This is a genomic window from Nodosilinea sp. LEGE 07298 (assembly GCF_015207265.1).
In the GTDB taxonomy this organism is placed as follows: domain Bacteria; phylum Cyanobacteriota; class Cyanobacteriia; order Phormidesmidales; family Phormidesmidaceae; genus Nodosilinea.
The window spans coordinates 1-22,036 of the sequence record NZ_JADEXE010000090.1 but is presented as its reverse complement, the minus strand read 5'-3'; the positions used below and the strand labels follow the sequence as shown (position 1 = coordinate 22,036).

Annotated in this window: 20 protein-coding genes and 1 pseudogene; 4 read left to right on the top strand and 17 right to left on the bottom strand. The window is 53.0% G+C overall.

Going from position 1 to position 22,036, the window contains the following annotated elements:
• Positions 1-106 precede the first annotated feature (106 nt).
• Positions 107-292, bottom strand: a pseudogene (locus IQ273_RS14065) (DNA polymerase V subunit UmuC); the annotation flags it as partial.
• Between the two features lie 500 nt (positions 293-792).
• Here IQ273_RS14065 and IQ273_RS14060 point away from each other — a divergent pair.
• A complete protein-coding gene (locus IQ273_RS14060) occupies positions 793-969 on the top strand; it encodes a DUF4278 domain-containing protein (RefSeq protein ID WP_194023805.1) in 177 nt (58 codons plus the stop codon).
• A gap of 76 nt (positions 970-1,045) precedes the next feature.
• Here IQ273_RS14060 and IQ273_RS14055 read toward each other — a convergent pair whose 3' ends face one another.
• The gene (locus IQ273_RS14055; protein WP_194023804.1) at positions 1,046-1,375 is read right to left on the bottom strand and encodes a S24 family peptidase; all 330 of its coding nucleotides are present in this window, start codon (positions 1,373-1,375) and stop codon (positions 1,046-1,048) included.
• A 120-nt stretch (positions 1,376-1,495) separates the two neighbouring features.
• Between IQ273_RS14055 and IQ273_RS14050 the strand changes: the two genes are divergently transcribed.
• Positions 1,496-1,732 carry a hypothetical protein gene (locus tag IQ273_RS14050; protein ID WP_194023803.1) on the top strand — a complete coding sequence of 79 codons (237 nt, stop codon included), beginning with the start codon at positions 1,496-1,498 and terminating at the stop codon, positions 1,730-1,732.
• Positions 1,733-1,774: 42 nt separating this feature from the next.
• Here IQ273_RS14050 and IQ273_RS14045 read toward each other — a convergent pair whose 3' ends face one another.
• The 12 genes from IQ273_RS14045 to IQ273_RS13990 form a co-directional block, all read right to left on the bottom strand.
• Positions 1,775-2,395: a hypothetical protein gene (locus IQ273_RS14045; RefSeq protein WP_228053004.1), complete on the bottom strand. Its 621-nt coding sequence runs from the start codon at positions 2,393-2,395 to the stop codon at positions 1,775-1,777.
• A gap of 630 nt (positions 2,396-3,025) precedes the next feature.
• The gene (locus IQ273_RS14040) at positions 3,026-3,403 is read right to left on the bottom strand and encodes a hypothetical protein (RefSeq protein ID WP_194023801.1); all 378 of its coding nucleotides are present in this window, start codon (positions 3,401-3,403) and stop codon (positions 3,026-3,028) included.
• 48 nt (positions 3,404-3,451) lie between these two features.
• Positions 3,452-4,285, bottom strand: coding sequence for a hypothetical protein (locus tag IQ273_RS14035; RefSeq protein WP_194023800.1), 834 nt, complete (start codon positions 4,283-4,285; stop codon positions 3,452-3,454).
• Positions 4,286-4,471: 186 nt separating this feature from the next.
• A complete protein-coding gene (locus IQ273_RS14030) occupies positions 4,472-5,053 on the bottom strand; it encodes a hypothetical protein (protein ID WP_194023799.1) in 582 nt (193 codons plus the stop codon).
• Positions 5,054-5,135: 82 nt separating this feature from the next.
• On the bottom strand, positions 5,136-5,726 hold the full coding sequence (locus IQ273_RS14025; protein ID WP_194023798.1) for a hypothetical protein: 591 nt from the start codon (positions 5,724-5,726) through the stop codon (positions 5,136-5,138).
• Positions 5,727-6,148: 422 nt separating this feature from the next.
• A complete protein-coding gene (locus IQ273_RS14020; RefSeq protein ID WP_194023797.1) occupies positions 6,149-6,700 on the bottom strand; it encodes a hypothetical protein in 552 nt (183 codons plus the stop codon).
• Positions 6,701-6,891: 191 nt separating this feature from the next.
• On the bottom strand, positions 6,892-7,374 hold the full coding sequence (locus IQ273_RS14015; RefSeq protein ID WP_194023796.1) for a hypothetical protein: 483 nt from the start codon (positions 7,372-7,374) through the stop codon (positions 6,892-6,894).
• 126 nt (positions 7,375-7,500) lie between these two features.
• Entirely contained in the window at positions 7,501-8,235 is a 735-nt protein-coding gene (locus tag IQ273_RS14010) for a hypothetical protein (protein WP_194023795.1), read from the bottom strand.
• On the bottom strand, positions 8,232-10,544 hold the full coding sequence (locus tag IQ273_RS14005) for a CHASE2 domain-containing protein (protein ID WP_194023794.1): 2,313 nt from the start codon (positions 10,542-10,544) through the stop codon (positions 8,232-8,234). The genes IQ273_RS14010 and IQ273_RS14005 overlap by 4 nt, the downstream gene beginning before the upstream one ends.
• A 3-nt stretch (positions 10,545-10,547) precedes the next feature.
• Positions 10,548-11,717, bottom strand: coding sequence for a DUF1822 family protein (locus IQ273_RS14000; protein ID WP_228053002.1), 1,170 nt, complete (start codon positions 11,715-11,717; stop codon positions 10,548-10,550).
• Positions 11,714-13,075 (bottom strand): hypothetical protein, encoded by a 1,362-nt coding sequence (locus tag IQ273_RS13995; RefSeq protein WP_194023793.1) that lies wholly within the window; start codon positions 13,073-13,075, stop codon positions 11,714-11,716. Before IQ273_RS13995 ends, IQ273_RS14000 begins: the two co-directional genes overlap by 4 nt.
• 153 nt (positions 13,076-13,228) lie before the next feature.
• The gene (locus IQ273_RS13990) at positions 13,229-16,708 is read right to left on the bottom strand and encodes a CHAT domain-containing protein (RefSeq protein ID WP_194023792.1); all 3,480 of its coding nucleotides are present in this window, start codon (positions 16,706-16,708) and stop codon (positions 13,229-13,231) included.
• A 962-nt stretch (positions 16,709-17,670) separates the two neighbouring features.
• On the opposite strand from IQ273_RS13990, the gene IQ273_RS13985 reads away from it, so the two are divergent.
• Entirely contained in the window at positions 17,671-18,477 is an 807-nt protein-coding gene (locus IQ273_RS13985; protein ID WP_194023791.1) for a ParA family protein, read from the top strand.
• A 50-nt stretch (positions 18,478-18,527) separates the two neighbouring features.
• A complete protein-coding gene (locus IQ273_RS13980) occupies positions 18,528-18,830 on the top strand; it encodes a hypothetical protein (protein WP_194023790.1) in 303 nt (100 codons plus the stop codon).
• A 321-nt stretch (positions 18,831-19,151) separates the two neighbouring features.
• On the opposite strand, the gene IQ273_RS13975 is transcribed toward IQ273_RS13980, so the two are convergent.
• From IQ273_RS13975 to IQ273_RS13965, 3 genes are all read right to left on the bottom strand, one after another.
• Positions 19,152-19,691 (bottom strand): hypothetical protein, encoded by a 540-nt coding sequence (locus IQ273_RS13975; RefSeq protein ID WP_194023789.1) that lies wholly within the window; start codon positions 19,689-19,691, stop codon positions 19,152-19,154.
• 62 nt (positions 19,692-19,753) lie between these two features.
• A complete protein-coding gene (locus IQ273_RS13970) occupies positions 19,754-19,900 on the bottom strand; it encodes a hypothetical protein (protein WP_194023788.1) in 147 nt (48 codons plus the stop codon).
• 1,297 nt (positions 19,901-21,197) lie between these two features.
• Positions 21,198-21,413 carry a hypothetical protein gene (locus IQ273_RS13965; RefSeq protein WP_194023787.1) on the bottom strand — a complete coding sequence of 72 codons (216 nt, stop codon included), beginning with the start codon at positions 21,411-21,413 and terminating at the stop codon, positions 21,198-21,200.
• Between the last annotated feature and the right edge of the window lie 623 nt (positions 21,414-22,036).

Sequence of the window (22,036 nt, the reverse complement as noted above, 5' to 3'; positions counted from 1 at the left end):
GACCCTCCTCGGTCTCGTCGTACGACTCAACATCAATACCGGGTAAACCCAAGAGCTCTGTCAGTAGAGGCACCATAGCCATAACGTATAGTAACGGCTACTTCAGCATACTCATTCCAGGAGAGCCATACAGGGTAGCCTGCATGGCCACCAGCGGCTTAGCTTCGGGCGATCGCGCCACGACACAGCCATCGTTGTTGGAGAGCACCACCACTGGCTTGCCCTCCAGGTCGGGCCGGAAGACTTTCTCACAGGAGGCGAAAAAGGAGTTGCAATCTACCAGGGCGAACATGGCTAGACCCTATAAAGAATAAGGGTTTACAGCATTGGAGGCAGGAAAAATAGACGCAGTAGTAATCCTATACTATCCTCTGCGGTGGTCACTGTCCTATGAGACTGTCCTATCGTCACCAGGGCAGCATGGGCCAACGTCTTTAGGCCACTGCGATCGCGCTGGGGCATTGTGCTTTAAAGACAAACCCCCACTGGCCAGCGCTACCAGTGGGGGTTGCTCTCAAGCTGTATCTACGCTCTAGGACGCTCTCAGGAACTCGCTGTGGGCCTATGGTGCCCTTGGTTTGGGGGGGTACTCGTAGCGGTTGGCCAGATTGCGCTGTTTGGCGTATCCCTCGGGCCTAATGTGATCTCATGCAGCCGTAGAGCTAGGTGCGCTCACACTCAACCACTAGAACTATCACCCGCGTATTACTACCGCTGTCACCCAGCCAATTGGGCATTCAGGCGACTATGAATTCATAGAGATAAGCCCCCGTCACTTAGGAACACCCAGCTATGCAACTCACCTATCGCGGTCAATCCTACGAAACCTCTGCCCCTGCTGTTGATGCGATCTCTACTGGCGAAACGGCAACCTTCATGGGTCGTTCCTACTTCCGCAGGCAGTTCACTATTACTCAACGCCAGCAGCCCGCAGACCTGACCTATCGCGGCGTTCGCTACACCCGGTAGAAACGGCATTCCTCCGAACAGACAACGACTTCAACACTCCTGACTCACCCGCTGGCAACAGCGGGTTTTTTGTCGATTAGACCTTGCGAATTAGAGTGGTAACGACACCCCAAATTTCCATATCTAAGGCTTTGCCTGGTTCCCATCCTGTAGCGGGTACAAGCTTGCCGTGATGCTTCTGGACTCTGAGGACTTGGAGAGCACCCGCGATCGCCGCCACCACTAGAGAGCCATCCTGGGCAGCCTGTGAGCGATCGACCACCAGCAGATCTCCCGGCTGCACCGCTTGGTCAGCCGCCATATCCCCCTCGACTCGCATAAAGAAGGTGGCAGCGGGGTTGTGAATCAGGTGTTGGTTGAGGTCTAGGCTTTGCTCGATGGCATCGCCAGGGACGGGGAAACCCATAGGGAAAGAGAGAGAAGTTTGTCCATGCTATTCGTCTTGGGGGGTGGTTGTCTCGTTGTCCTGTGAGACTGTTCTGTGCTTACGTGGAAATAGAAAGTATGTTTCAGCACACTGTAATTTATGGCTTCAACGCAGAACGTAGGACAAATCTTCAATACCTTCCATCACCTCTTAAAAGACTTAGAACCCTTTGTGGACGTCAAGGAGATGCGCTTAACCTTCGACAAGGATGGTCAAGCATTCCTGGTAGCTCCAGACTTCTCAGAGCCGATTCAATCGGATCCAAAAATTCATCGCTTACTACGTGAGGAAATGCACCAGATTATCGCTAGACATCGCTCTATACGGGGAGAGTAGCTGCCCTGTAGGACTTCCTGTCGTGACAAAGAGATTGACTTATCAAACTCTGCGGTTTCGTGGCTGAGGTGGAGGTTGTCTCAGAGGAATTCGGTTTCCGCCAAACTGATAGTAGGTGGCTTGCCCCTGAGCTACCCGAATTAAACAAATCAGATGCTCTTGAGCACGAATATGATATTGATCTATTGAAGACATATTCTGTCGGATGGAACGAATTGCCAGCCCTCCAACGTGCCAAAGAACCCCAAACAGGTCACTTTTAGTGGGGTTGTAAGCCCACTCCACATTATGCCGAAAGTTGGGAGACTGGCAGGCATATTCATTAGGAATGCTGAAATCGTCAATTAAATTCTTTCTGAATAGCCTAGTGAGGAAAAGAAGAGCATCTTGCTGCCTCTGGTTCAAAATTATGAGTTCAGGTGGATAGTTCTCGATTCCCCTAAACTCTTCAAAAGCGTCTTCTAAAACAGGGAAATCTGTCCCAGATAAGCCGATTTCACCAACAGCAGAAAATATAGCGGCAGTCTCTTCAATCGAAAGTCTTACTGCCCATCTACTGTATTTTCCAAGAGATAATCTTTGGATGAACTTATCGTTTAATAATGATTGAATTTGACTGAGAAATATACTACTGAAGTCATCGCTTTTTTCTGGCATGATCATAGTTCGATATTGGCAGTTAAACCAAGTCCATGTTGAGAACCATAGTTCTGCCCCTCACCCCCAACCCCTCTCCCAAAGGGCAAGGGGAGCCGGAAAAACCCTCAAAATCCCTCTCCCGAGGGGAAAGGATTTAGGGTGAGGGAAACTCCAGGTTTCAAGTTAGACGAGGTTTATCTCCTCCTCTAGGTTATCTCAAACCAAATACCGCTCCAACGACCAGTCAGGCGGGTTAGGGATGGTGTAGTAGCCCTGGTCAGCGGCTCGCCAATATCAGATCAGATCGACACATGAAGTCCACATAGCTGGGTACCATCGGCCCCTAAGCCATGTACAGCAGCTCTACATCGAGCCGCTGTACATGGCTTAGGAGTGGAGGCTGACGTTGCGCGGGTGTCCAAGGTGATCGCGCGCTCTTAAAGCCGTGCTCTGTTCGCCTAAGCGATCGTCCCATCGGCCCCGTGTGCTCGTCTGACCCTATACTCACCGAGAAGTACCCGACTGGCTTTGGTCTAACCCGTGAAAGGGGAAGGTGTGCCAATGTTGAGATCGATCGAGCCGAAGTGTAGCTCAAAGCCCCGCTGGTTGGCGTCAGTGTAGATGGCTTTGTAGCGATCGCGCTTATGGATTAGATCAATTCAGAACAGTACGCATAAAATCTTCGGCCGCCTGGATCTGCGACAGGTATCGCTGTCCTACCTCGACCGTTCCATTAAGAATTTCGCCACCACCACGACCAACATCGTAAGCCGCCTCAAACACAACCTCGCCAGTTGCAATATTCGTTATCATTACCATCTCGTAATGCTCACCTGATTCCTGAATTGCTGAAAACATCAACAAATGATTGTCAGGCGTTTGTGTATGAATGGAATGAACGTTGTTGCTAAACGCATAGCACCAACCATTTAGGTAGGTATCAGGACAGGCGGTTTCGGAAAGGAGCTGAGCCGAAACCGGTGCGGACATAGGGGCCAGCATAATACCAAGTGCCAGTAAAGTCCCTTTCATATTCAAAAGTTACCTCAATATAGAGCAATAAGTGACCAAAGATTTCTCTCAAGTTTCAGGGCCAAGATTAATAACTTCAATGCAAAATCCTCCTCGATTGTCTTGAGGGTTATTGTCATTTACTAAAAATTCCAGAAATCCTTGCTCATTAAGGAGAACTTCTCGTCCTCCATTCCATCCCTCACCAACTGGGAAGTAGCCATCCAAACCGCTCATGCCAGCTTGTCTAATTCTTCCTAGGAGAAGGCCATGTCGTAGACCAGCAAAATAATTAAAAATTTGAAAACCGTTAATCCCCCAAGGACTTCCTGCACCCGCGAATGCTCCAAACACTACTGTTCCATTTGCCCTAATAATAATTCTGTCTCTTGGATTAACTAAAATATCTGTCACAATATTGCTGTTGGTACATACGATATCACTAATATCATTAAGCCAATTGTAAACCGTTGTAATGTAAGCATTCTGCTGTCTTTGAGCTTGATCATAAGCTCTATGAGCCTGGCCAGATTCTACGACAGCAAGATTAAAAAATTCTGCCATGCCACGGCAGTAAATGTTAAGGACTGAGCTAGATGCAAATTCACATATGGTCAGCATTTCTTTTAACATTGAAGCATCACATGAGCTCTTGGTTCTTCCAGGTGTCTGATAGCATCTGTCATGGATATTGCAAGCGCCTTCAAATACTTCATTCCAGTCAACGGGAATAGGGTTAGAGCAACCGTTTACAGGTGCATAATAAGGAAAATGAGATTCAGGAAAAGTAGAAACAGGTCTGTTTCTCATTGCGTTGTCAACATCTTCTGAGGATATACCTCGCCCCAGTACCTGCTCTTGTAAATCAAGAGTTGTATTGGCAGCAGCAGGAGTGCTGAACACCGCTACCCCAAACATGCATAAAGCCGTCAGAGAGGTATGCTTAAGGATACAAGAAGGGGGAATTAGCATTACGCAAAGTTCTCTTACTTTTACTTCATTGAATACAAGTAAGTATCTGTAGCGGTTTAGGTAAGGCAGTATTCTCCTAGATAGGTACTATAGGAGTCTTCATCTCAAGCAATTTTCTTAGGAGCCCAACCCACAAACTCCATCTACCAAGCTTTGTTGAAATTGGCTTTCTGGGGACGCCGGAGTTCCCCCAATTTCGCTTTTTCTGCCAATAGTTTCACCATTGGCAGAAAAAGAGTAGAAGCTGTGTAAGGACATTGTATTAGCGGTGCAATCAACCAAAAAATCAAATTTTCGAGGATTGTCAGATGTAGTGCCAGTTAGCAGGGTGATCGTACGAAAGTCATCCCCTGAACCGCTAAACGTCATACGGTCGTAAGTTGTGTAATTGTCTTCGCTTCCAGGGATGGGCAACCATTGTGCTAGACGATCATACTGCAAGGCATCATTTCTAACCTGGTATGGTGTGGCTCCTTTTCTAATCCATTCTTCTGCTAAATCTGAATTTAGCTGTAGCTGGGGAGAGACCCGAACACCGTGAAAGGTGGAATGTTGGGCGATCGCCTCTCGGTAGGGTATAAGCCCTGTGGCAATTACACTACCCAGGATGACTACTCCTAGCTTGGGGGTTAACCCACTGCATGCCGACGTCTTAGCCATAATGTTGGCGACTATGGGTGAGATCATAATTTGCACCATATTTTTTAGCTCCAAGGAAAGTTTTGACCTCTGTCACAAACTCATTGTGGTAGAAGCCGAGGTGGACTGCTGAAAAATCTGGTCAACGCCCACAACTGGGATTGATGTAGCAATAGTATTCGTTTTCACTCATTCCGTTTCGGTAGTCTCCTTGATCAGGTTGAGTGGAAGTAGAGAACAATGCTTCTATAAAAATCCCAGAAATGAAGTCTAGCTGCTGCTGTTGCAGACGCTGCTGTTCCTGGACATAGGCTTGTTGCTGCTCAGGGGTTAGGCTTTCAAAATACTGACGACGTTGTTCAGCAGCAGCTCTGGCAGCGGCTTCTCGTTCTTCTTGAAGACGGATGCGCTCCAACTCTCGTAGTTGCCGTTCTTCTTCTGCTCGTTGTTCAGCTGCCCTTTGGTCAAACCGTTTTTGGACGTCGCCCACTACGTCGATGATGTCACCAGCATCATCAATATTGCCGTTGATGATATCATCAGCAACATCTAATAGGATATCGATGAATCCAATAACAACGGTTTCTGAATTGTTTTCGATGGTTGGACTGGAGGATTGAACGGCGGCAAGACCTGGGTTAGCCCCTAATAGCGAAGCTAGGGCAAGACTAGGTAAGCCCAGGGTCAGAGAAAGGCTTGCATGACGGAGACGACGAATGAATGAGTACTGCATAGGATAAACCTCAAGTAAAAGATATTTAGGCAGATGTTGGTGTTAAGTGACTCGGACCTATTCAGCAGTGGAGCTGAACCATTGCTGTCAAATAACTCTATATCTGGGCTGAGTGAACCTATTCATCTGCTTAGAATGTATGGCTATTTGGCAAAAGGTACGCATCCATCCACTTAAAATTTATTTGTGCTTGATAAAAAATTGTTGTCACGGGTGCTGTTTGGAGTCAATGTGAGATGGGCATTGCGCCAGCTAACGGCCATGAGCGAGGCTTAGAACAATGCCCATGCCAATTGCGGGGCTTACCAGGTATTGCTAGTGCCATGTTGAGGGCTATTAGCGAACTGGCGTCTAGCCATCGCCTCTAGGCTACCGATGAAAACGTCCCAACCTTCGTGGCAACGGCTATATTCTCCCAAGAGTTAACGCCCACAATTGGGATCGATGTAGCAAGCATATTCAGACTCGCTCATTCCGTTTGGACGGGTTACTCTTGTTGGTTCCAGGGGTGCAGCCATAGATTCAGGACCACCACCATTCATAAGGATAGTGCCAAGTATTTCAAAGAGCAGTTCACCTTCAGCCTGCTGGGCAGCCTGTTGCTCGGCTTGCTGCTCAGGGGTAGGGCTCTGCTGCTGACGCACCACCTCGGGATCAACAAATTGGGTTCCGATGCTGGGCCGTTGGCGAGTCGTTCCAGAGGCTTCGGGACGTGGCTGTTGACGAGAGGCTGGTGCCCCCTGGAAGGCGTCGTTAATGGTTTGAATGACTTGCACTCCCTCAGTGACGGTTTCGATTAAGTCAAATATGTTGGCCACCTGCACGGGATCTTCCCCGGTGGTGGTGACTTCACTTGGAGCCTGGACAGCGGCCAGGCTGGGAGTAGCTCCTAAGAACGAGACTAGAGCCAGAGCGGGCAGACCCAGAGTAAGAGAAAGGGCGTTGAGCTGGGAGCGGATTTGCTGGTATTGCATAGGAACTGTCCTTTATAGAAGATTTTGTTGGCGGTCATCAGTCTCTAGTTCTGGGTAGCGTGAGCTTATTCACAGGTAGAACTGATGACCGCCGTTGAAAGGATGTATTTCTGGCAAGGGAGAACTTATTCACACGGGCAGATGGGCATCTAAATCTGGCTTCTGGCCTCCAGGCTTCTGCATCCATGTGCTTATCGCACCGAGTTCCAGTCAGAAATAAAGGTATCTAATAGATCAGTAATTATTTGTGGTTCGCGCCTGGCGTACTCAGCAGAGGTCAGGGTAAACCCGTGAACAGCAGGGCCAGAGTAAGTCTCCGCCAGAATAGTTTGGCCATTGAACTGTACATTCTGGATCACGTTCAACCCGATGCGGAGGGTTGTATCTCGGGTCGTCGAGCCACAATCTATACTGAGATCAAGATAGGGAGCTACCCGTTGATTGGTTGGATTAGAGGTAACTGGAAGACCGCTGCGGCGTAAATAGTTTTCTATGCCTGCTTGGAGGCGTTCGGCACTGGCTCCAAATCGGCATATTTTAGCCACCCGGACATGCAGTTGCGAGATACTGAGCAGCGTTTCGGGTTGCCAACTATGGGTTATGTCAGCATTGTCTGAGGCAACGACACTGTCTACAGTAACCACAAGGGAGGTTAAGGCCGACAGCACTACCATTGGCCATCGCCGCATAACAGCACTCGAGGCAACCCGGTTAAGACGCATTGTCATAAAAAGAACCTAATGAACGAGGTACTAACCGGAAATAGTTCCGGGGGTATATTACCTATTCACTAAGGGTGCCTAACTACGACCCAAGCGAAAGCTGCAAATGGTCTCGACGGTTTCGGTGCGCAGGGCGACCAGATCAGCAGAGGGCTCCTCTACAGCAAAGAGGATTTGAAGGGCATCAGCAGGCATGTCGTTCGCTAGAAAATAATCGGCCTGTGCCTGAGCGATCGCCTCGATGCTGGCTCCCGCCTGGGTCAACTCGGTCTCTAGCTGGGCCAGGTCGGTGGTAATTTGGTCACGTTCTTCCCCCGCTGCCATCACTGTAAAGGACAGCAGAAAGATAACGTTATCATCTTGGCTGTTGTAGAAAAGCCACTCGTAGCGATTACCGGGTTGCAGTGGATCGGTTTGAGTCACCATAAGACGATCGGCATCGAGCCTGGGTGAGTAGCTCCAGATCTCGGGGTTGTCGGGTTGGGTTCGGTCGTCGGCTTTCTGTCTGACGGCAATGCGGTTGATTGGCCCATGGGTAACCAACAAGGGCTGCTGGTGCCAGATGGTTTCGTTGCGACCAGGCGTGAGAATGCAAAAGGGTTCATTGGCAAGCTGCTCTCCTGGGCTACGAGATGTGCCAGCCCTACCCCGGCTGCGGTCTTCTGCATCGTCTCGATTAAAGAAGTCAACCAGGGTTTGCCCCAGACTGAGGTGCACAGGAGCCGTTTGGGCTGTGGCGCGATCGCCTAAACCAACGGCGGCAGAAACCATTGCCAGGCTCAGCCCGATGGATAACCATTGAATGTACTTCATTCCGTATTTTCCCTGAGGATTGGTAAACAATATAGCCAGATTGTTAGCGATGGTAAAAGCCAGGGCAGCAGCACTGCCCCGCTAATGTAGAGCTGCAAGGAGACTAGCCCGTAGCCCACGGTGGCCGCTCCCAGCGCTGTCACCCCATAGAGAGGCCGGTAGGGCCGTCCCTGCAGATAGAGAGTCAGGGCTTTGCCGCCTATAGCTGCCACCAGAATCAGCCAAACATCGGGGATGGGCACCACCAGGTGATCGCTCATCAGGTGGTGAACCATATAGGCATGGGCCTCGCCGCCGGTAATCACATCGGCAGGGAGGGAGGTGCGAACGCGCCAGTAGGCAAAGGCCGGGGGGGCGGGCATGTTATCTTCCCCATCGGCAGCGAGCCCCGCTGCATGGTAGCCACCGGGGGCTACGATCACAATCGCCCCCGGTAAATCTGGTAGCAGGGTAGGGTCTTCCCAGATCTGCCAGGCCGGAACCGCCTCAAAGACCCGCTCTGGAGGGATGGACAAATCTAGCAGGGGTTGTAGCCACTGCTGCCCCAACTCGTAGGAAAAATGGGTTAGGGGATGGAGATCGCCGCCACGGGGCAATTGGGGCACGCTAGCCCAACCAAATTGCCTTTGTAGATGACGGTAGTGAGCAACCGTCAGTTCATAGCTGAAGGGTGCTGGCCGATCTGACGCGGCGCGGCGCGGCAGAACCCGCCACCAGGGCACCTGAATATCTCCCATCTTGAGGTCATTGCCAGCTATGACCTCAGGATGGGGAACCAGCCAAACTCCCCGCTGGCGGGCGGTGGCAAACACCAACTGGCTCTGGTTTTGGATAAGAGCTTGTTGGAGGGCCTGATTCAGGGCTGCATCGTGGTCAGGCTGAGCCAGATCGAGCACATAGTCAATACCGATGACGGTGGCTCCTTGCTGAGTCAACCCGGTTATGACTGCCACCAGGAGGGAGCGGTCAATGGGTTTATAACTGGTGGCCCCCCAGCGAATGATGCTGTCTCCATCCACCTGCACCAGCACGATGGGGGTAGCGGGTGCAGATGGTACCTGCCCGGTTAGCTCTCGATACCTGGCCTGCATCCCGACCCGCTGATCCATCAGCCAGGCCTGGGGTACCCAGGATTCATAGGCAGGAATCAGGCTGACTAAGGCCAGGGTGGCCACTGTTAACGCTTCGTACCAGGTGGGTCGCCAGCGGTGTAGCCGCGATCGCCAGCCCACCGGCTCCACCCGGTAGGGCACCGAGGCCGGATGGCGAAACAGCGACGGCACCAAGTAGGCCGAGGGGTAGGTCAGGCTTTGCTCGGCTTTGAGAAACTGACAGGCCCTGTGCATAGCCTCCTGCACGTTTTGCCCCTGGGCCAACCGTTGCAGCAACTGCACCAAGAAAGCCTGGGCCACCTCGTTGTGGATGGGTTCCCGCATAATCGCCACCTGGCTGAGGCCGAGGTTGATGAGCCCCTGGGCAATATCGAGACCGCTGCACGAGTTAAACAGGGCAAACTGGAGCCCATGCCCCTGGGCAGTTTGCAGGTAGGGAGCCAGGTCTTTGACGGTGAGGGACGTGTGGGGTGCGATCGCAATCTGCCCTCCCACCAGAGCGGCCTCATTGCTGTGGCCTGCAAAAAACAGCACGTCCCACCCCTGGGAGTCGGCAATGGCGGCACAGACCCGCTGCTTCAGAGCAGTGGAGTCTTCCCCTGGTTGCCAACCCACATAGTGAATCTCCATCAGCCGTTGCTGGCCATCGAGGGTATGGCGTTCGCCACTAAAGTTAAGCCCAGTTTCGTCGCCCAAAATGGCCAGCACCCTGGCCTTGCCCCGCCGCCAGGTCTGCCTGCGTCCAGTGGCCGCTCGAATAGTAGCGGGCGATCGCACAATCTGTACCGGCGGGCCAAACTCCCAGGTTTCCCAGGGTAGCCGCGCCAGATCCAGCGGCGTACAGGTGAGAAATAGCTCTACCGTACCCGCTCCCTGGGCCGCTGCCTGCACCTCCTGGCGCAGATCGTACAGATCGCCCTGCTTCAGCCAGGTGTGAAATTCTGACAGCAGCCGCGCCTCTGACTGCACCAGCTGGCTGTGCCAGTCCACCGCTGCCGCCGTTACCTGGCCTGCCGCTCCTACTCGCCCCCGCAGCGCTTGCTTGTAGTAACCCAGGTAGGCCCGCTGCCAGCCTTGGTACAACTGCAACAACCCTGCCGGGAACGTAACACTAGCGGTCAATCGCTGCCCGTCTCCCCAGGCGAGATCGAACAGGCAGCTCTGATCGATTTTGTGGATTGTAAGGCGGTGGGGCATCCGTTACCCCTCTTCGGGCTGAAAGACAAAGGGAGGCCAGCTGACAGTAGACCCGTTGGGCAGCTCTACAGAGACGGCAAAGGCTTCGTCCCAGGTGCCGAAGACCTGGGCATAGAGGTGGTTAGCGCTTTGGTTAGGGGAGAGAATGCTGTCAGCTAGAACGGTGGCGGCATCGCGCACCATCAGACGAGTGCCGGGCAAAAGCTGCTCGCCAGGGGCTGGCCCCAGCACCAAAAACAGGCACCATTCTGGCTGAGGCCCTTCCAAGTGAGTCCAGGTGAGGGCGTAGAGCCGCAGGGGTACCCCCGCCGTTTGCAGGTCAGTGTAGGCTCCCCTGGCCATAGGGGGAATGACAACCCCAGCCGGTTCTAGCTCGCGCAGTACCGTCTCCAAAGCTTCGGCGGGGGTGTGGCCCGACATCATGGCGTGAGATACCGACAGGGGCGGCAGCAGCGCCCAGGTCAGGGTACTGGCAACAGTGTCAGCCAGGGTATCGAGGCGATCGCTCAGCCAGCGCCCCACGTTAATAACCCCCTGGCTCGGCGACCGAGATGGAGTCGTTTGGGCGGCCGTCTCTAACTGCGTCGGGTTGAGGCAGTTGAGGTAGAGCAACATCTCCTCGGGAGAAGTATCGAAGTAGGCTAGGGGCACAGCATAGGTATCCTCGTTAGCGGGCACGAGGGTGTCTCGCTGGGCCAACAGGCGATCGCGGCGCAGCCCGCAGAGAATGGTAACCTGGTCGGCCTCTTCTTGCACCGCTGCTAGCAGGTAGAGGTGGGCAAAGCCCTGGGCATCGTCAAGGGTGCTGCGGGGAATAGTAACCTGCCCATCGCTGACAATGCCCTGGGGCACAATGCAGAGTCGAAAGCCGTTGACCTCCCCTTGCACCCCAAAGATTGGGGGTTGGGTGAGATCGTAGGTGAAGCGTAGCCCCGTAGCCCCTGACTCCAGCCAGTCCTGTACACCTCGGAGAGCTATCGCCTGCAAAAAGGTGGCCCACTGTTGCCCGGACGTCACCTGTTGGCAGATCTGCACGGCCCACTCCATAGCCGGGGCAGACAGCACCACCGTCGTCGATTGGAGAGGATCAAACTCATAGTCTGACAAGTTGGTGGCATGGTGCATGGGTCGCAGACTCACAAAGGGAATGGAGGTAACGATTCGCGTGTTCATGGTGCTTGACCTGTCATAAAAGCATGGATTTCAGTGCAGAGCCGATGGGCAAAAAGACTCTTGACTAACCGAGGTTTAGGGGCCTGAGCCTCGGCTGCGGCATCGGCCATTAGGGTATCTACCTGCTCGGTCAGCAGCGTTTCCAGGGTGGCATCAAGATCCCGAAGGCGATCGGCAGAGACCATCTCTGCCACATCCTGCCGTACTGCCGCCGCCAGCGAGGGAATCAGCTGGTGGCGCACATCCGATCGCAGCCGTTTAAGATTGAGCAGCCGGGTAACCTGCACCTGAGAACTGAGGCCAATGCGGGAGGCAATTTTGGCCATGGCTACTCCCTCGCACAGGCGCAGGTGCAGCCCCTGTATATAGGCCTGATCCTGGGGCGGGTTGCGGCTGTCTAGGTGAGCTAAGTTGGCAGCGATGGTCTGGGCAATGGTCTGTCCCAACAACTGCTCCAGCGCCTCACGGTAGCGATGTAAAAAGGTGGCTGCGTCGTCCTCACTGTCGAGAGTGGCATTGGCTGCTCCGACAATGCGTTCCAGTTCACCGTCATCCTGGGTTTGGTAGATTTGGGGGTTGCCGCTGCGCACATGGATGCGGTACTGGCGCAGCTGACTGGCTAACTGTTTGAGCTGGGCCTTGACCGTTTTGGGGCTCAGGGACGGCATCATCTGCTTGAGCTGTTCGGGGGTGGGCTCCGGGCAGCGTCCAGACTGGCCTGCCTGACGTTGAAGAATGCGATCGCGCTGGTAAATCGCCTGGTAGCGTTCCAATAGTCCCACCGCCTGATCGACTTCAAAGTCGCTACAGAGGTGGTAGTCCTGTAAAATGCGCTGTACCTGATCCAGATTTGTGTCATTTAAGATGGCCCAGTCACTGGCCAGGTAAATGCCTTTTTCTAAGAGCAGACGGGTAAGAGCTGGGTGACTTTTGGTCAGCCGACCGCACCATGTGCTCAAACTGGCCTTGGTCGGGTCAAAGCTGTCTAGAATTTTCAGGCTGAGCGGGCGATAGGTGGAATGGGTGTGGCCATCGTCATCTAGCACCAGGGGAAATAGATCGGCAGGCTCAAAACCGTGGCGATCGCCGTAGCGCCGAGCCAGACTCACACAGCTATTGCGAATCTGGTGAGAGATCCAGCAACGTAGGCTCATTTGAGCCAGTTCATAACCTTCGGTTTGTTCTTGCCATGCTGCCAGCAAAGCCTTTTGTAGTTTGCTGTCTGCCCCCTCCAAATCGAACAATACATCGGCATAAGTGGCTTCTATCCAGGGTTTCACGGTGGCCATTTCTAAAGTTTGCGGTTGGCCAGCACTGGTTAGCCGCACCAGTTGCCAATAGCGAAAAATGTTATCCATGAATCCTGTGACGTTTAACGGTATCGTTAACGACTGCCAAGGTTCTTACCCCTGACAGAGGCCCATTAGCTTGGCCTGCTGGGATAACCATAGCTAACCTTGCTTAGGCGCTCAAGACGTTATAGTTCTCGGCCTTCGACACCTATTCAATGTTCATAGCCGATCCATCGGAGTCCACTGGCCCGAGAAGAAAAAAGCAGCCCAGTGGTAAGGATGACGGTAAACAGGATTCTCCAGCGCGGTAAGCTGCACCTGGCGCAGGGCCTCGCTGCGCCCCTCTCCTCGGCTCAGACGCTCGTAGTATTGCTGCATCAGGTCAGCGGTGCCGCGATCGCTCACTTGCCATAGACTCATCAGCTGGCTTTCGGCCCCGGCCATGACAAAGGCCCGTCGCAAACCGTAGACCCCTTCCCCATCGGCAATATCCCCTAACCCGGTTTCGCAGGCACTCAGCACCACCAGGCGAGTGCCCCGTAGGTTTAGACCCGCTACCTCCAGAGCGGTGAGTACGCCATCTTCGCCGTCGCTCTCCCGCTGGTTAAAGCCCGCCAGGGCCAACCCCGATCGCAGCAACGGGTTTTCGAGCCGGATGGATGATTGAGGCAATTCTCCGCCTCCAATATTAGGTGGAGGGACTGGCTCATCCTCTAGAAAGAATCCATGGGTGGCTAGGTGTAGAATGCTCGGTCCCTGCACCTGCTTCAGAGCATTTTCTGTGGCTCTTGCCTCAGTTAACACTACTGCATCCTCTCCCAACAGCGGACGAATCGCTGCCACCTCTTGGGCGCTACCCTCCAGACGACTAAAAGGTGGAAGACTGGCCAGATCCGCCGAACGTGCCCCGCCCCGACTGGCCGATGCCACCTGCATGACCCCGGTAGCATCGGCGGTATCAAAGTTTGGGTCAGCCAGCACCACTGGGGGCTGCTGGCTGGGGGCTTGAGATTGCATGCGTAGCAGATCACGCCCACTGGTGAGGTGAGTGAGGGCGTAGGTCTCAATCAAGTAGCGGTTTTGCTCATCCACTAGGGCAGCGAAGGGTACAAGGTTGAGCTGGCTATCGGGGGAAATGAGAAGATGAGTAGCCTCCCCTAGGTGCTGTTGAATCGGCGCGAAGATCTTCTCGTAGAGGGCCTGGGCCACAGGTTTTAGCTCCTCAGGTTCATAGCAAGGGGTGGCCAGCTGCTCGCCACAGCGCAGGTCTTCTAGAAATCTTTGAATCTGCCCGTCAATGGTGGCGGCATCGCCCAAATCCACCCCCCGCACCTCACCGGAGGGTAGCAGCATGTAGGCAGCATAGCGGGGGGGGGCAAAGCCACTAGCTGCCCAGATGTTGGGAGTGCCCAACTCACTGCTTGAGAGGTTGACGGGGTCAAAGGGGCGGTAGCGCACATATTCTATCAACACCCCATTCTGTGGGATTTGTTCTGCTACAGCATTCAATGCCACAGGGGATAGTCCTTCTGCTGTCGCAGCACTCCGACGCGCTAATAAAGATTCCAGTTGATTGAGGCGACTGTTCAGTTCTGTAAGTCTTGCCTGATCTTGTGCTGAGGAAGCCTCTGACTGACGCGCAGAAAGGGTCGCAATCTCTTGTCGGAGATTTTCAATTTGAGATAGTACAGGCAGAATTTCAGGATTAGAGTTCTGGCGGAGAGTTTCTAGAGTTCTCATGTTTGCCTCTAAAACTCGCCCTTTTCGTTGCAGGAGAGTGGTGAGCGAGAGTTGGGCCACCTCCTGATTATTGGGAGCTGTGTTTAGATGAAGGGGTACTGCATAGTCAATAGCGTTTGCCAGAGTTGCGATATAAAGTTGACGTTCGGCTTCGCCCAGGCTGGCTAGGGTCGTTGCTAGTTCTTGTTGCTCGATATCTAGCCCAGCTTTCAGTGTGGCAATTGCCTCTGATAGCTTGCCCTGTGATTGATACAAGCCTGCCAAGTTGTAAGTGACACGAATAGAAGAACTGATAGAAGAACCGAGGAAAACGCTGGATTGCAGTTGTTGAATAGACCGTTGATAAAGTTGTTCTGCTTCATCGTAGCGACCTTGGGCATGATACAAAAGTGCTAGATCGTTCCCAACCATTGGTTCAGTAATGGTGGAGTATTCACCACCGCCAGCAAAAATATCGCGCTGAATTGATAGGGCTTCTTGATACAAGGATTCTGCCCGGCTGTAATCCCCTTGAGCATGATAGAGATTTGCCAGCCAGCGCAATGGAAAGGACATTTCTAGAGGGTCTTCCCCTTTCCGGTAAAAGTCTAGCACTTGTATGAGAAGGGTTTCAGTTTCGCCATAGCGACTCTGCATTTGATAAATATAGGCGAGTCCAGTCAATGTTCCTGCAAAGGTAGGATCTTGAGAGTCGAGATCACTTTGATGGATGGCGATTGCTTCCTGGTAAAAGGCTTCGGCTTCCCTGTATTGGCCACGGTTAGAAGCGACCATGGCCAAGCCAGTTAGAATATTTGCCATCGCAGATGGATATTCTTGAGGTTGCTCTCGATAAATACTTAGCGCTTCAGACCAGGCTCGTTCAGCATCAGCTTCGCGGTTCTGGTCTTGGTAGAAAAATGCCAGTAAAGCGAGATTTTCAGCTACCTGGAGATGGCGATCGCCCAGTTGTTGCCGTGACCTCGCCACCTCCTGCTCCATATTTGGAATAACATCTGTCCCAACGCCCGTCAGAAAGAATGGATTGCTGGAGTCTCTGCGAAAATCCAGGACATAGGGTGGCAAATCTGCACTTAGTGATTCTTCCTGTTGATTATCAGCCTGCTCTAAAACCCACACAGTGAGCTGATAACTACCGGTGGTTTGGGAATTGTAGTCGTGGGGAAGGATATACAGATCGTAAAGACCTGTGTTGGGTAAACGCGCCACCAGACGCGAACCGCTCCTATCCTCAAGGTCTCTGCCTATCCGTGTCTTAAGCTCCAGTTGAGGCAAAAAGTCGTTACTACTAACTTCAATTACAACCGTGTCCCCTGCAACCCCTTGAAACGAGACAAGGCCAAACATTGAAGGAGAATCGGTAAGACCATGTGGCTCCAATCTCCCGGCAAAGGATATTCGCGGTTCACCCTGCACCAACTCTTCAGGCGACGCAGTTGTATTAGAAGCTTGCTGCGAAGGAACTGAGCTGCTAGATGATGGAGACGCTGAAGCTGAGGACGAAGCCGGGGAACGAATCGCAACAGGTTGAAGTGAAGTTCCAGCCCTGGATTGCAAGCTCAGGCTGTATTGCCCGTTCGCTCTTGAGTCATAGGCATTAGCATATATTTGATAGGTGCCACTGGCGGGCAGGGTTAGGGCAATCCGAGAATGGGTACTGCCACCGCCATCATCGTCTTCTGCGATCAGGTTGCCATCGGCATCCAACAACATTAAATACGTGTCAAACGCTGGGCTACTCATTTCAATAACGACCGTTTCGCCTGCAATACCTTCAAAGGTATAGGCATTGTAGTAGCTGCCATCATTGAGAACTTGGCTGTTTCTATTCAGTTCCCCTGTCACAGTCCCAGTGGCTACTTGTGCCGCAACCGGAGCTATCAGCGGATTGGCTGGCGCTGGCAGATACCCCAGGCTTATCGCTACCAGCAGTGCCACCATTCCGTATTGCCGTCCCATCAGTTGTTTCTCCAGTTACCTGTTACTAAGTATCTATTTCCCGGCACTGGGGACTTATTCATCATGGGTGCGATCGCCTCTTTCTCACCTGCGGCACTACCTCCTCATGCTGAGTCAACCGATCCAGCGCCTTTTTTAGACTCTGCACGGGGACCCTACTACCAGCACCTGCCCAAGTTCCTTCACTCCTGCCCCGACCATGATAGTAATCATCTCTAAGTGTTCCATGAAGGGCAAGTAAATTGCGTAATTGCTCTATTAGGGCGACAAACCTGAAATCTATTAATAGCAAGCGATTTAGGAACTCGGCAAATCAACTTGATTTGAGATAATCAGCGAAAGAATAGGGGTTACAGCTATTTTTGCGTTCAAATTCTCTACAAAATCGCTTTCGGACATCGTGGCGATCGCCAGTGCAAGGGAGCGCCATCGCTGCCTCTTGCGGCCCTGGTCGGTAATGAGGAGGCTACCATTGAGGCGATCGCCCCATCGGCCCCCTTGCGATATTGCCCCAAAGACTAAATGGGAAATTAGGAAAACAGGAAAATTACCATTTACCCCACAAGGAAGTCATGTAGGTTCTACCCCCTTACTGATTACCTCAAAGGCTAAATAGGAAATTAGGAAAACAGGAAAATTACCATTTACCCCACAAGGAAAGGTATGTAGCCTCTACCTCTTTGCTGAATGCCTCAAAGACTAAATAGGAAATTAGGAAAACAGGAATATTACTATTTACCCTACAAGGAAAGCCATGTAGACTCTCCCCCAGCCCCAGAGGTCAGACGCCCCAAGCGATCGCAGGGATGCGACTCAACCAGCCCATAGCGCAGGCCACCAGTAAGATAGGAAAATAGTAAAAAGGGAAATTCACCAAAAGGCCATTTGACCAATCTGCTAAGTGATCATTTAATTGATTAGGAAACCATGGTATTTCTGAGGAAGCTTTTGGTGATGTTCCGATGCAGACCATAACGATCGCCTCATTTAATGGGGGCCAGGGGAAGAGCAGCACGGTACTGACCTTGGGGAAGATGCTCTCGGAAGGCTACCGAGTGCTGTTAGTGGACTGTGAGCCGCAGAGTTCGCTGACCTCCTGGCTGCTGGGGAAGTATCTTGACCCCGACTTGAACAGCGTGCGGGAAGTGTTAGAGGGCGAAGCCACGATCGCAGAGTCGATGTATCGGCTGTCAGAGACGCTGGCCCTGCTGCCGTCCGACAGTTCGTTGCTCAAAGCCGAGGCGACCCTAGCCGCCTCAGGCCGGGGTGCCTACCTGCTGAAGAAACGGCTGAAAGAAGTGGATCAAGACTTTGACTTTTGCCTAATTGATACTCCCCCCGAACCGATCCAGATTGCCATCTCGGCGCTGGGTGCCGCCAACGGAGTGCTCATCCCGGCCACCGCCGACTTGAAAGGAGTGCAGGCGCTGGGGCGCACCGTGTCAATCCTGAACGAACTGGCCGACGATCTAGACCTAGACATCCCCGTACTGGGGGGAATCCCGTTCAAAGTGCCGATGTACGGCAACAATATGCTGATCGATGCCCGAACCGCGATCGCCTCCATGCAGGGGATAGCCGATGCGTGCGGCTTTGAGCTGATGCCAATGGTGATTCGCTCCGACCGATTTGAGCGGGCGCTGACCACCCAGCAGACCTTGGTTGAGGCCGGGGTAGGCAGTCTGGAGCGACCATTCCAGACCATTGCAGAGAAGTTAACCGGAAAAGGAGCGGCAGAATGGCGGACAGTGCAGCTACAAACGGCCTAACGAGCCAGAGCTGGGTGCAGACACCCAGCCGCAAGAAGACCCCTCGTGCGGTGTCGTCCCTCCCTGAAGTGGTCGAAGCCACAGTGCCGGAGGTAGAAGAATTTGAGGTGGCCACCAAGGCACCCAAGCTCGATAAGATGGACGTCACATTTTACGAGCAGTTGATGACGCTGTGCGCGGCAGAGGGGATCACCCCAACCACCCTGATGGAGGGAGTGCTGACGGTGCTGGAGGAGCACCCTGAGGTGAAAGGGGATGCGATCCAGGTCGCCAAGGAGCGGCGACGGATCAGGACTGAACTGGGCAAGCGACGGCGGATCCAGACTGAAATGCAGAAGATGCAGGGACTCTGACCACACAATCCCCGTCCTAATTCCCGCCTACCCCCCTGATCTCAGCCCCGCCAGGTTCGCCCTAGCGGGGTTTTGCATTCCCGTCAGTGGAGGTAGAGGTGCCCACAGCGGTGAAGCGATCGATAGTGAGGAATCGGCGACCTAGAAACCAATTTACTGATTGCCTTAAAAGTTAAATGGGAAATTAGGAAAACAGGAAAATTGCTCTTTAACCTATAAGGAAAGCCATCACCGTGGTTCGGTATCAGTTGTAAAAGCCCCGTGTGCTAAGGATTTGAACCTCGGTGAGGAACTCGTTAGAGCAGTATAGTACAGATGAACTTAAACACTTGATGAGACTAAACAAGCCTCTGTGCGATTGGAGTGCCGCCATTGGAGGTTGGCGAGAGCGCGGAGTTTGTTGGTTGCGGTGCTGGTGCTGTTGAGGACGGCCTGCACCTGGTCGGGGTGGATGGTGGCAGCGGCATCGAGGGCCACCGCATGGTTGGAGAAAGCAACGACGCGATCGGGCGCAGGGTTGCTGAGGGAATCTTGGTGCCGTTCATCGGCCTGGGGCAGGGCAGCGCCGCCATCGAGGGGAAGTAGCGATCGGTCGATGCGTCGGGCCAGAGCGTTGGCTTCGGTGGCCCATTCGGCCTCGTAGACGCGACGAGCGGCCCTGCCAGCATGAAGGGTATAGAGGCAGGCGAGGAAAGCCAGCCAGCCAGCGACCTGGAGGAGGATCGCGATCGTGCGGTAGACGTCGAGGGCGCGATCGCAGCGCAGGGCGTGCCAGGTGTAGCGGGTGGCGTTGGCCAGGATGGTAGCGGCAGTGGCGTAGGGAGCCAGCAGGCGGGTAACGAGTGCTTGGGTAGTGTTCATGGGGGATTGCCTCAACGTGTGGAGTGGGGTGCCCTCATGGCGCTGAGGGCAGACAGTGCGAGCTATTCAATGGAGAAGCCGTGGACGGTTTCAGCAGGGGGTTGAAGGGGCTGCTGGTAGCGGCTGAGGTACTGCACATCTCTGGGGTCTAGCCCTAGGGCGAGGTGCCGTTTGATCTCGGGTTGGGGGGTGGCGATGGCGGTGATCATGGGGTGTTTCTCCCGTTTGGCTGACTACTACATAATATCTTAACTGCAATAGATGTGCAATAGCAGTCAGATTATTTATAGCTAAATCTATTGCAGTTTGTAGGTCTTAGTAAATTTGTCGCGTGCCACGATAATTGTCATCGTTGTGCCACGATATTTGTCATAGCGGCTAGAACGGTTGCCTGCTGGGGATTCTAGCGATCTGGAGTGTGAATCAGCGGCATGATGATAAGCCGACGTTCAAGGTCGCGATCGCGTCCGTAATGGTTGTCCCACAAGGGTTTAGGGATTTGATGACAAATAACGTGGCACAAAATTGATGACAAATAACGTGGCACGGGAAAGAGGCTAGTAAGATCGGCAAAACCGTTGTGCTGTGGTGATTTGAGAGCCTTTAGAGGACTCGAATTAAAATTGCAGAGAATGACAAATATCGTGGCACGTGAGAAAGGCGAAAAACGTGAACCACTGGCTCTGCCGCCACTAGAGCGAGAGACTTTGTCCTTCACTGGAAAAGGTGATCTAATGCGATCGCCGCGCCCAGTGCAGGCGGTGGGCGCTATTCGATGGAGATGGTGAAAGGTTACAGCAGGGGTTTGGAGGGGCTGCTGGTGGCTGCTGCGGGATTGCATGTTCCTGGGGTCTACCCCTAGGGCGAGGAGGCATTCTACTCCACAACATCAACATCCTGACTTAAACCAGTATTCAATAGCCGCCAGGGTTATTTATAGCTAAATCCATTGCAGTCTACAGGTCTTTGCATATTGGTCGCGTGCCACGATAAATGGCCGCGAGGTTAGGTTTGTGCCACGCTATTTGGCCACGCTATTCCAAAAGCCTTGTTCTATAAGGCTTTGGAAGATGGACATGAAAGCACATCGGTTGCCAATCCACTGATTTCTCTCACCTTCGGCGCAAAACTTGATTGAGCTGAAACCGTTATGTGGCAGGGGCTTCAGGGATAGTGGCCAAATAATGTGGCACAAAGAGTGGCCATTTATTGTGGCACGAGATAGAGTCGATTAGACGAGTCCTGAACCCTTGTGAGATAAGGGATTCAAGCCACTTGGTAAAGCCGGGGTCAACGTTGGTCAGCGGCCAATTATCGTGGCACATGAGAACGACGAAAAAAAGAAATTGAAGCGGCGATCGCCCATTCATCCCCCATCCCGTCGCGCTTCCTTAACGATGGTGTGGGGGTGCCCTCTCTGCGCTGGGGGCTGGCGGTTCGAGCTATGATGCCGTACCTCTCAGCCCAGACTGGCTACCAAGGGTCTACAGAGCGTACCTGGCAGCCTTACAGAGGGAGTTGGTGCGCTTGCTGCAAGGACACCTGAGCGATCGCAGCCCACTGTGACGACGAACAGCCAGAGCATCGGTGTAGTAGACCCACGCCAGCGCGATCGCCGACCGCTTGAGGAATGGCCCCCGTAACGATGTGCAGGGCCATGGGTATGGTTCTGCTGCTGGAGAGGGTGCGATCGAGGCGGGTTAGTGCGATCGCAGCGCTCAAGGATGGTGTGTGGGTGCCCTCTCTGCATTGGGGACTGGCGGTTCAGGCGAATACACGTGGAAGGTTTCAGCAGGGGGTTGGAGGGGCTGCTGGTAGCTGCTGAGGTATTGCATCCCTGGGGTCTAACCCTAGGGCGAGGTGCCGCTTTACATCGGGTTTGGGGGTGGCGATGGTCATGGAGTGTTGCTCCTGTTTGGCTGACTACACCCGACAACATAACTGCAATAAATACAGAATAGTAGTCAGAATAAAGTTTAGCGAGTTACGTTGCAGTCTAGAAGTCATAAGCGATGATGCAGGGGTGCGATCGCACGTCTTAGGGGCTGAAAGCATTGGAATCTCGTGGAAATTGATTGATACAGATTCCTTATACCGCTATGGAATATGAGGTTTTATATATTGAATACAGGTATAAAAATAGCATAAAGGATAGGAATATTTTATAAGAGTCTGGGATTGTTGGGGATCGGCGCAGGGGTTGAAAGGGCTAGAAGCCTTTATTCACAGGGGTTTCGGGGATTTGAGAGGGTTGCGATCGCATAATGGGGATCGCAGTAAAGGGTACAGAGGTATAAGAGATAAAGATATAAGAAGGGTTTATAGGGGTATAAGGAGTACAGTCT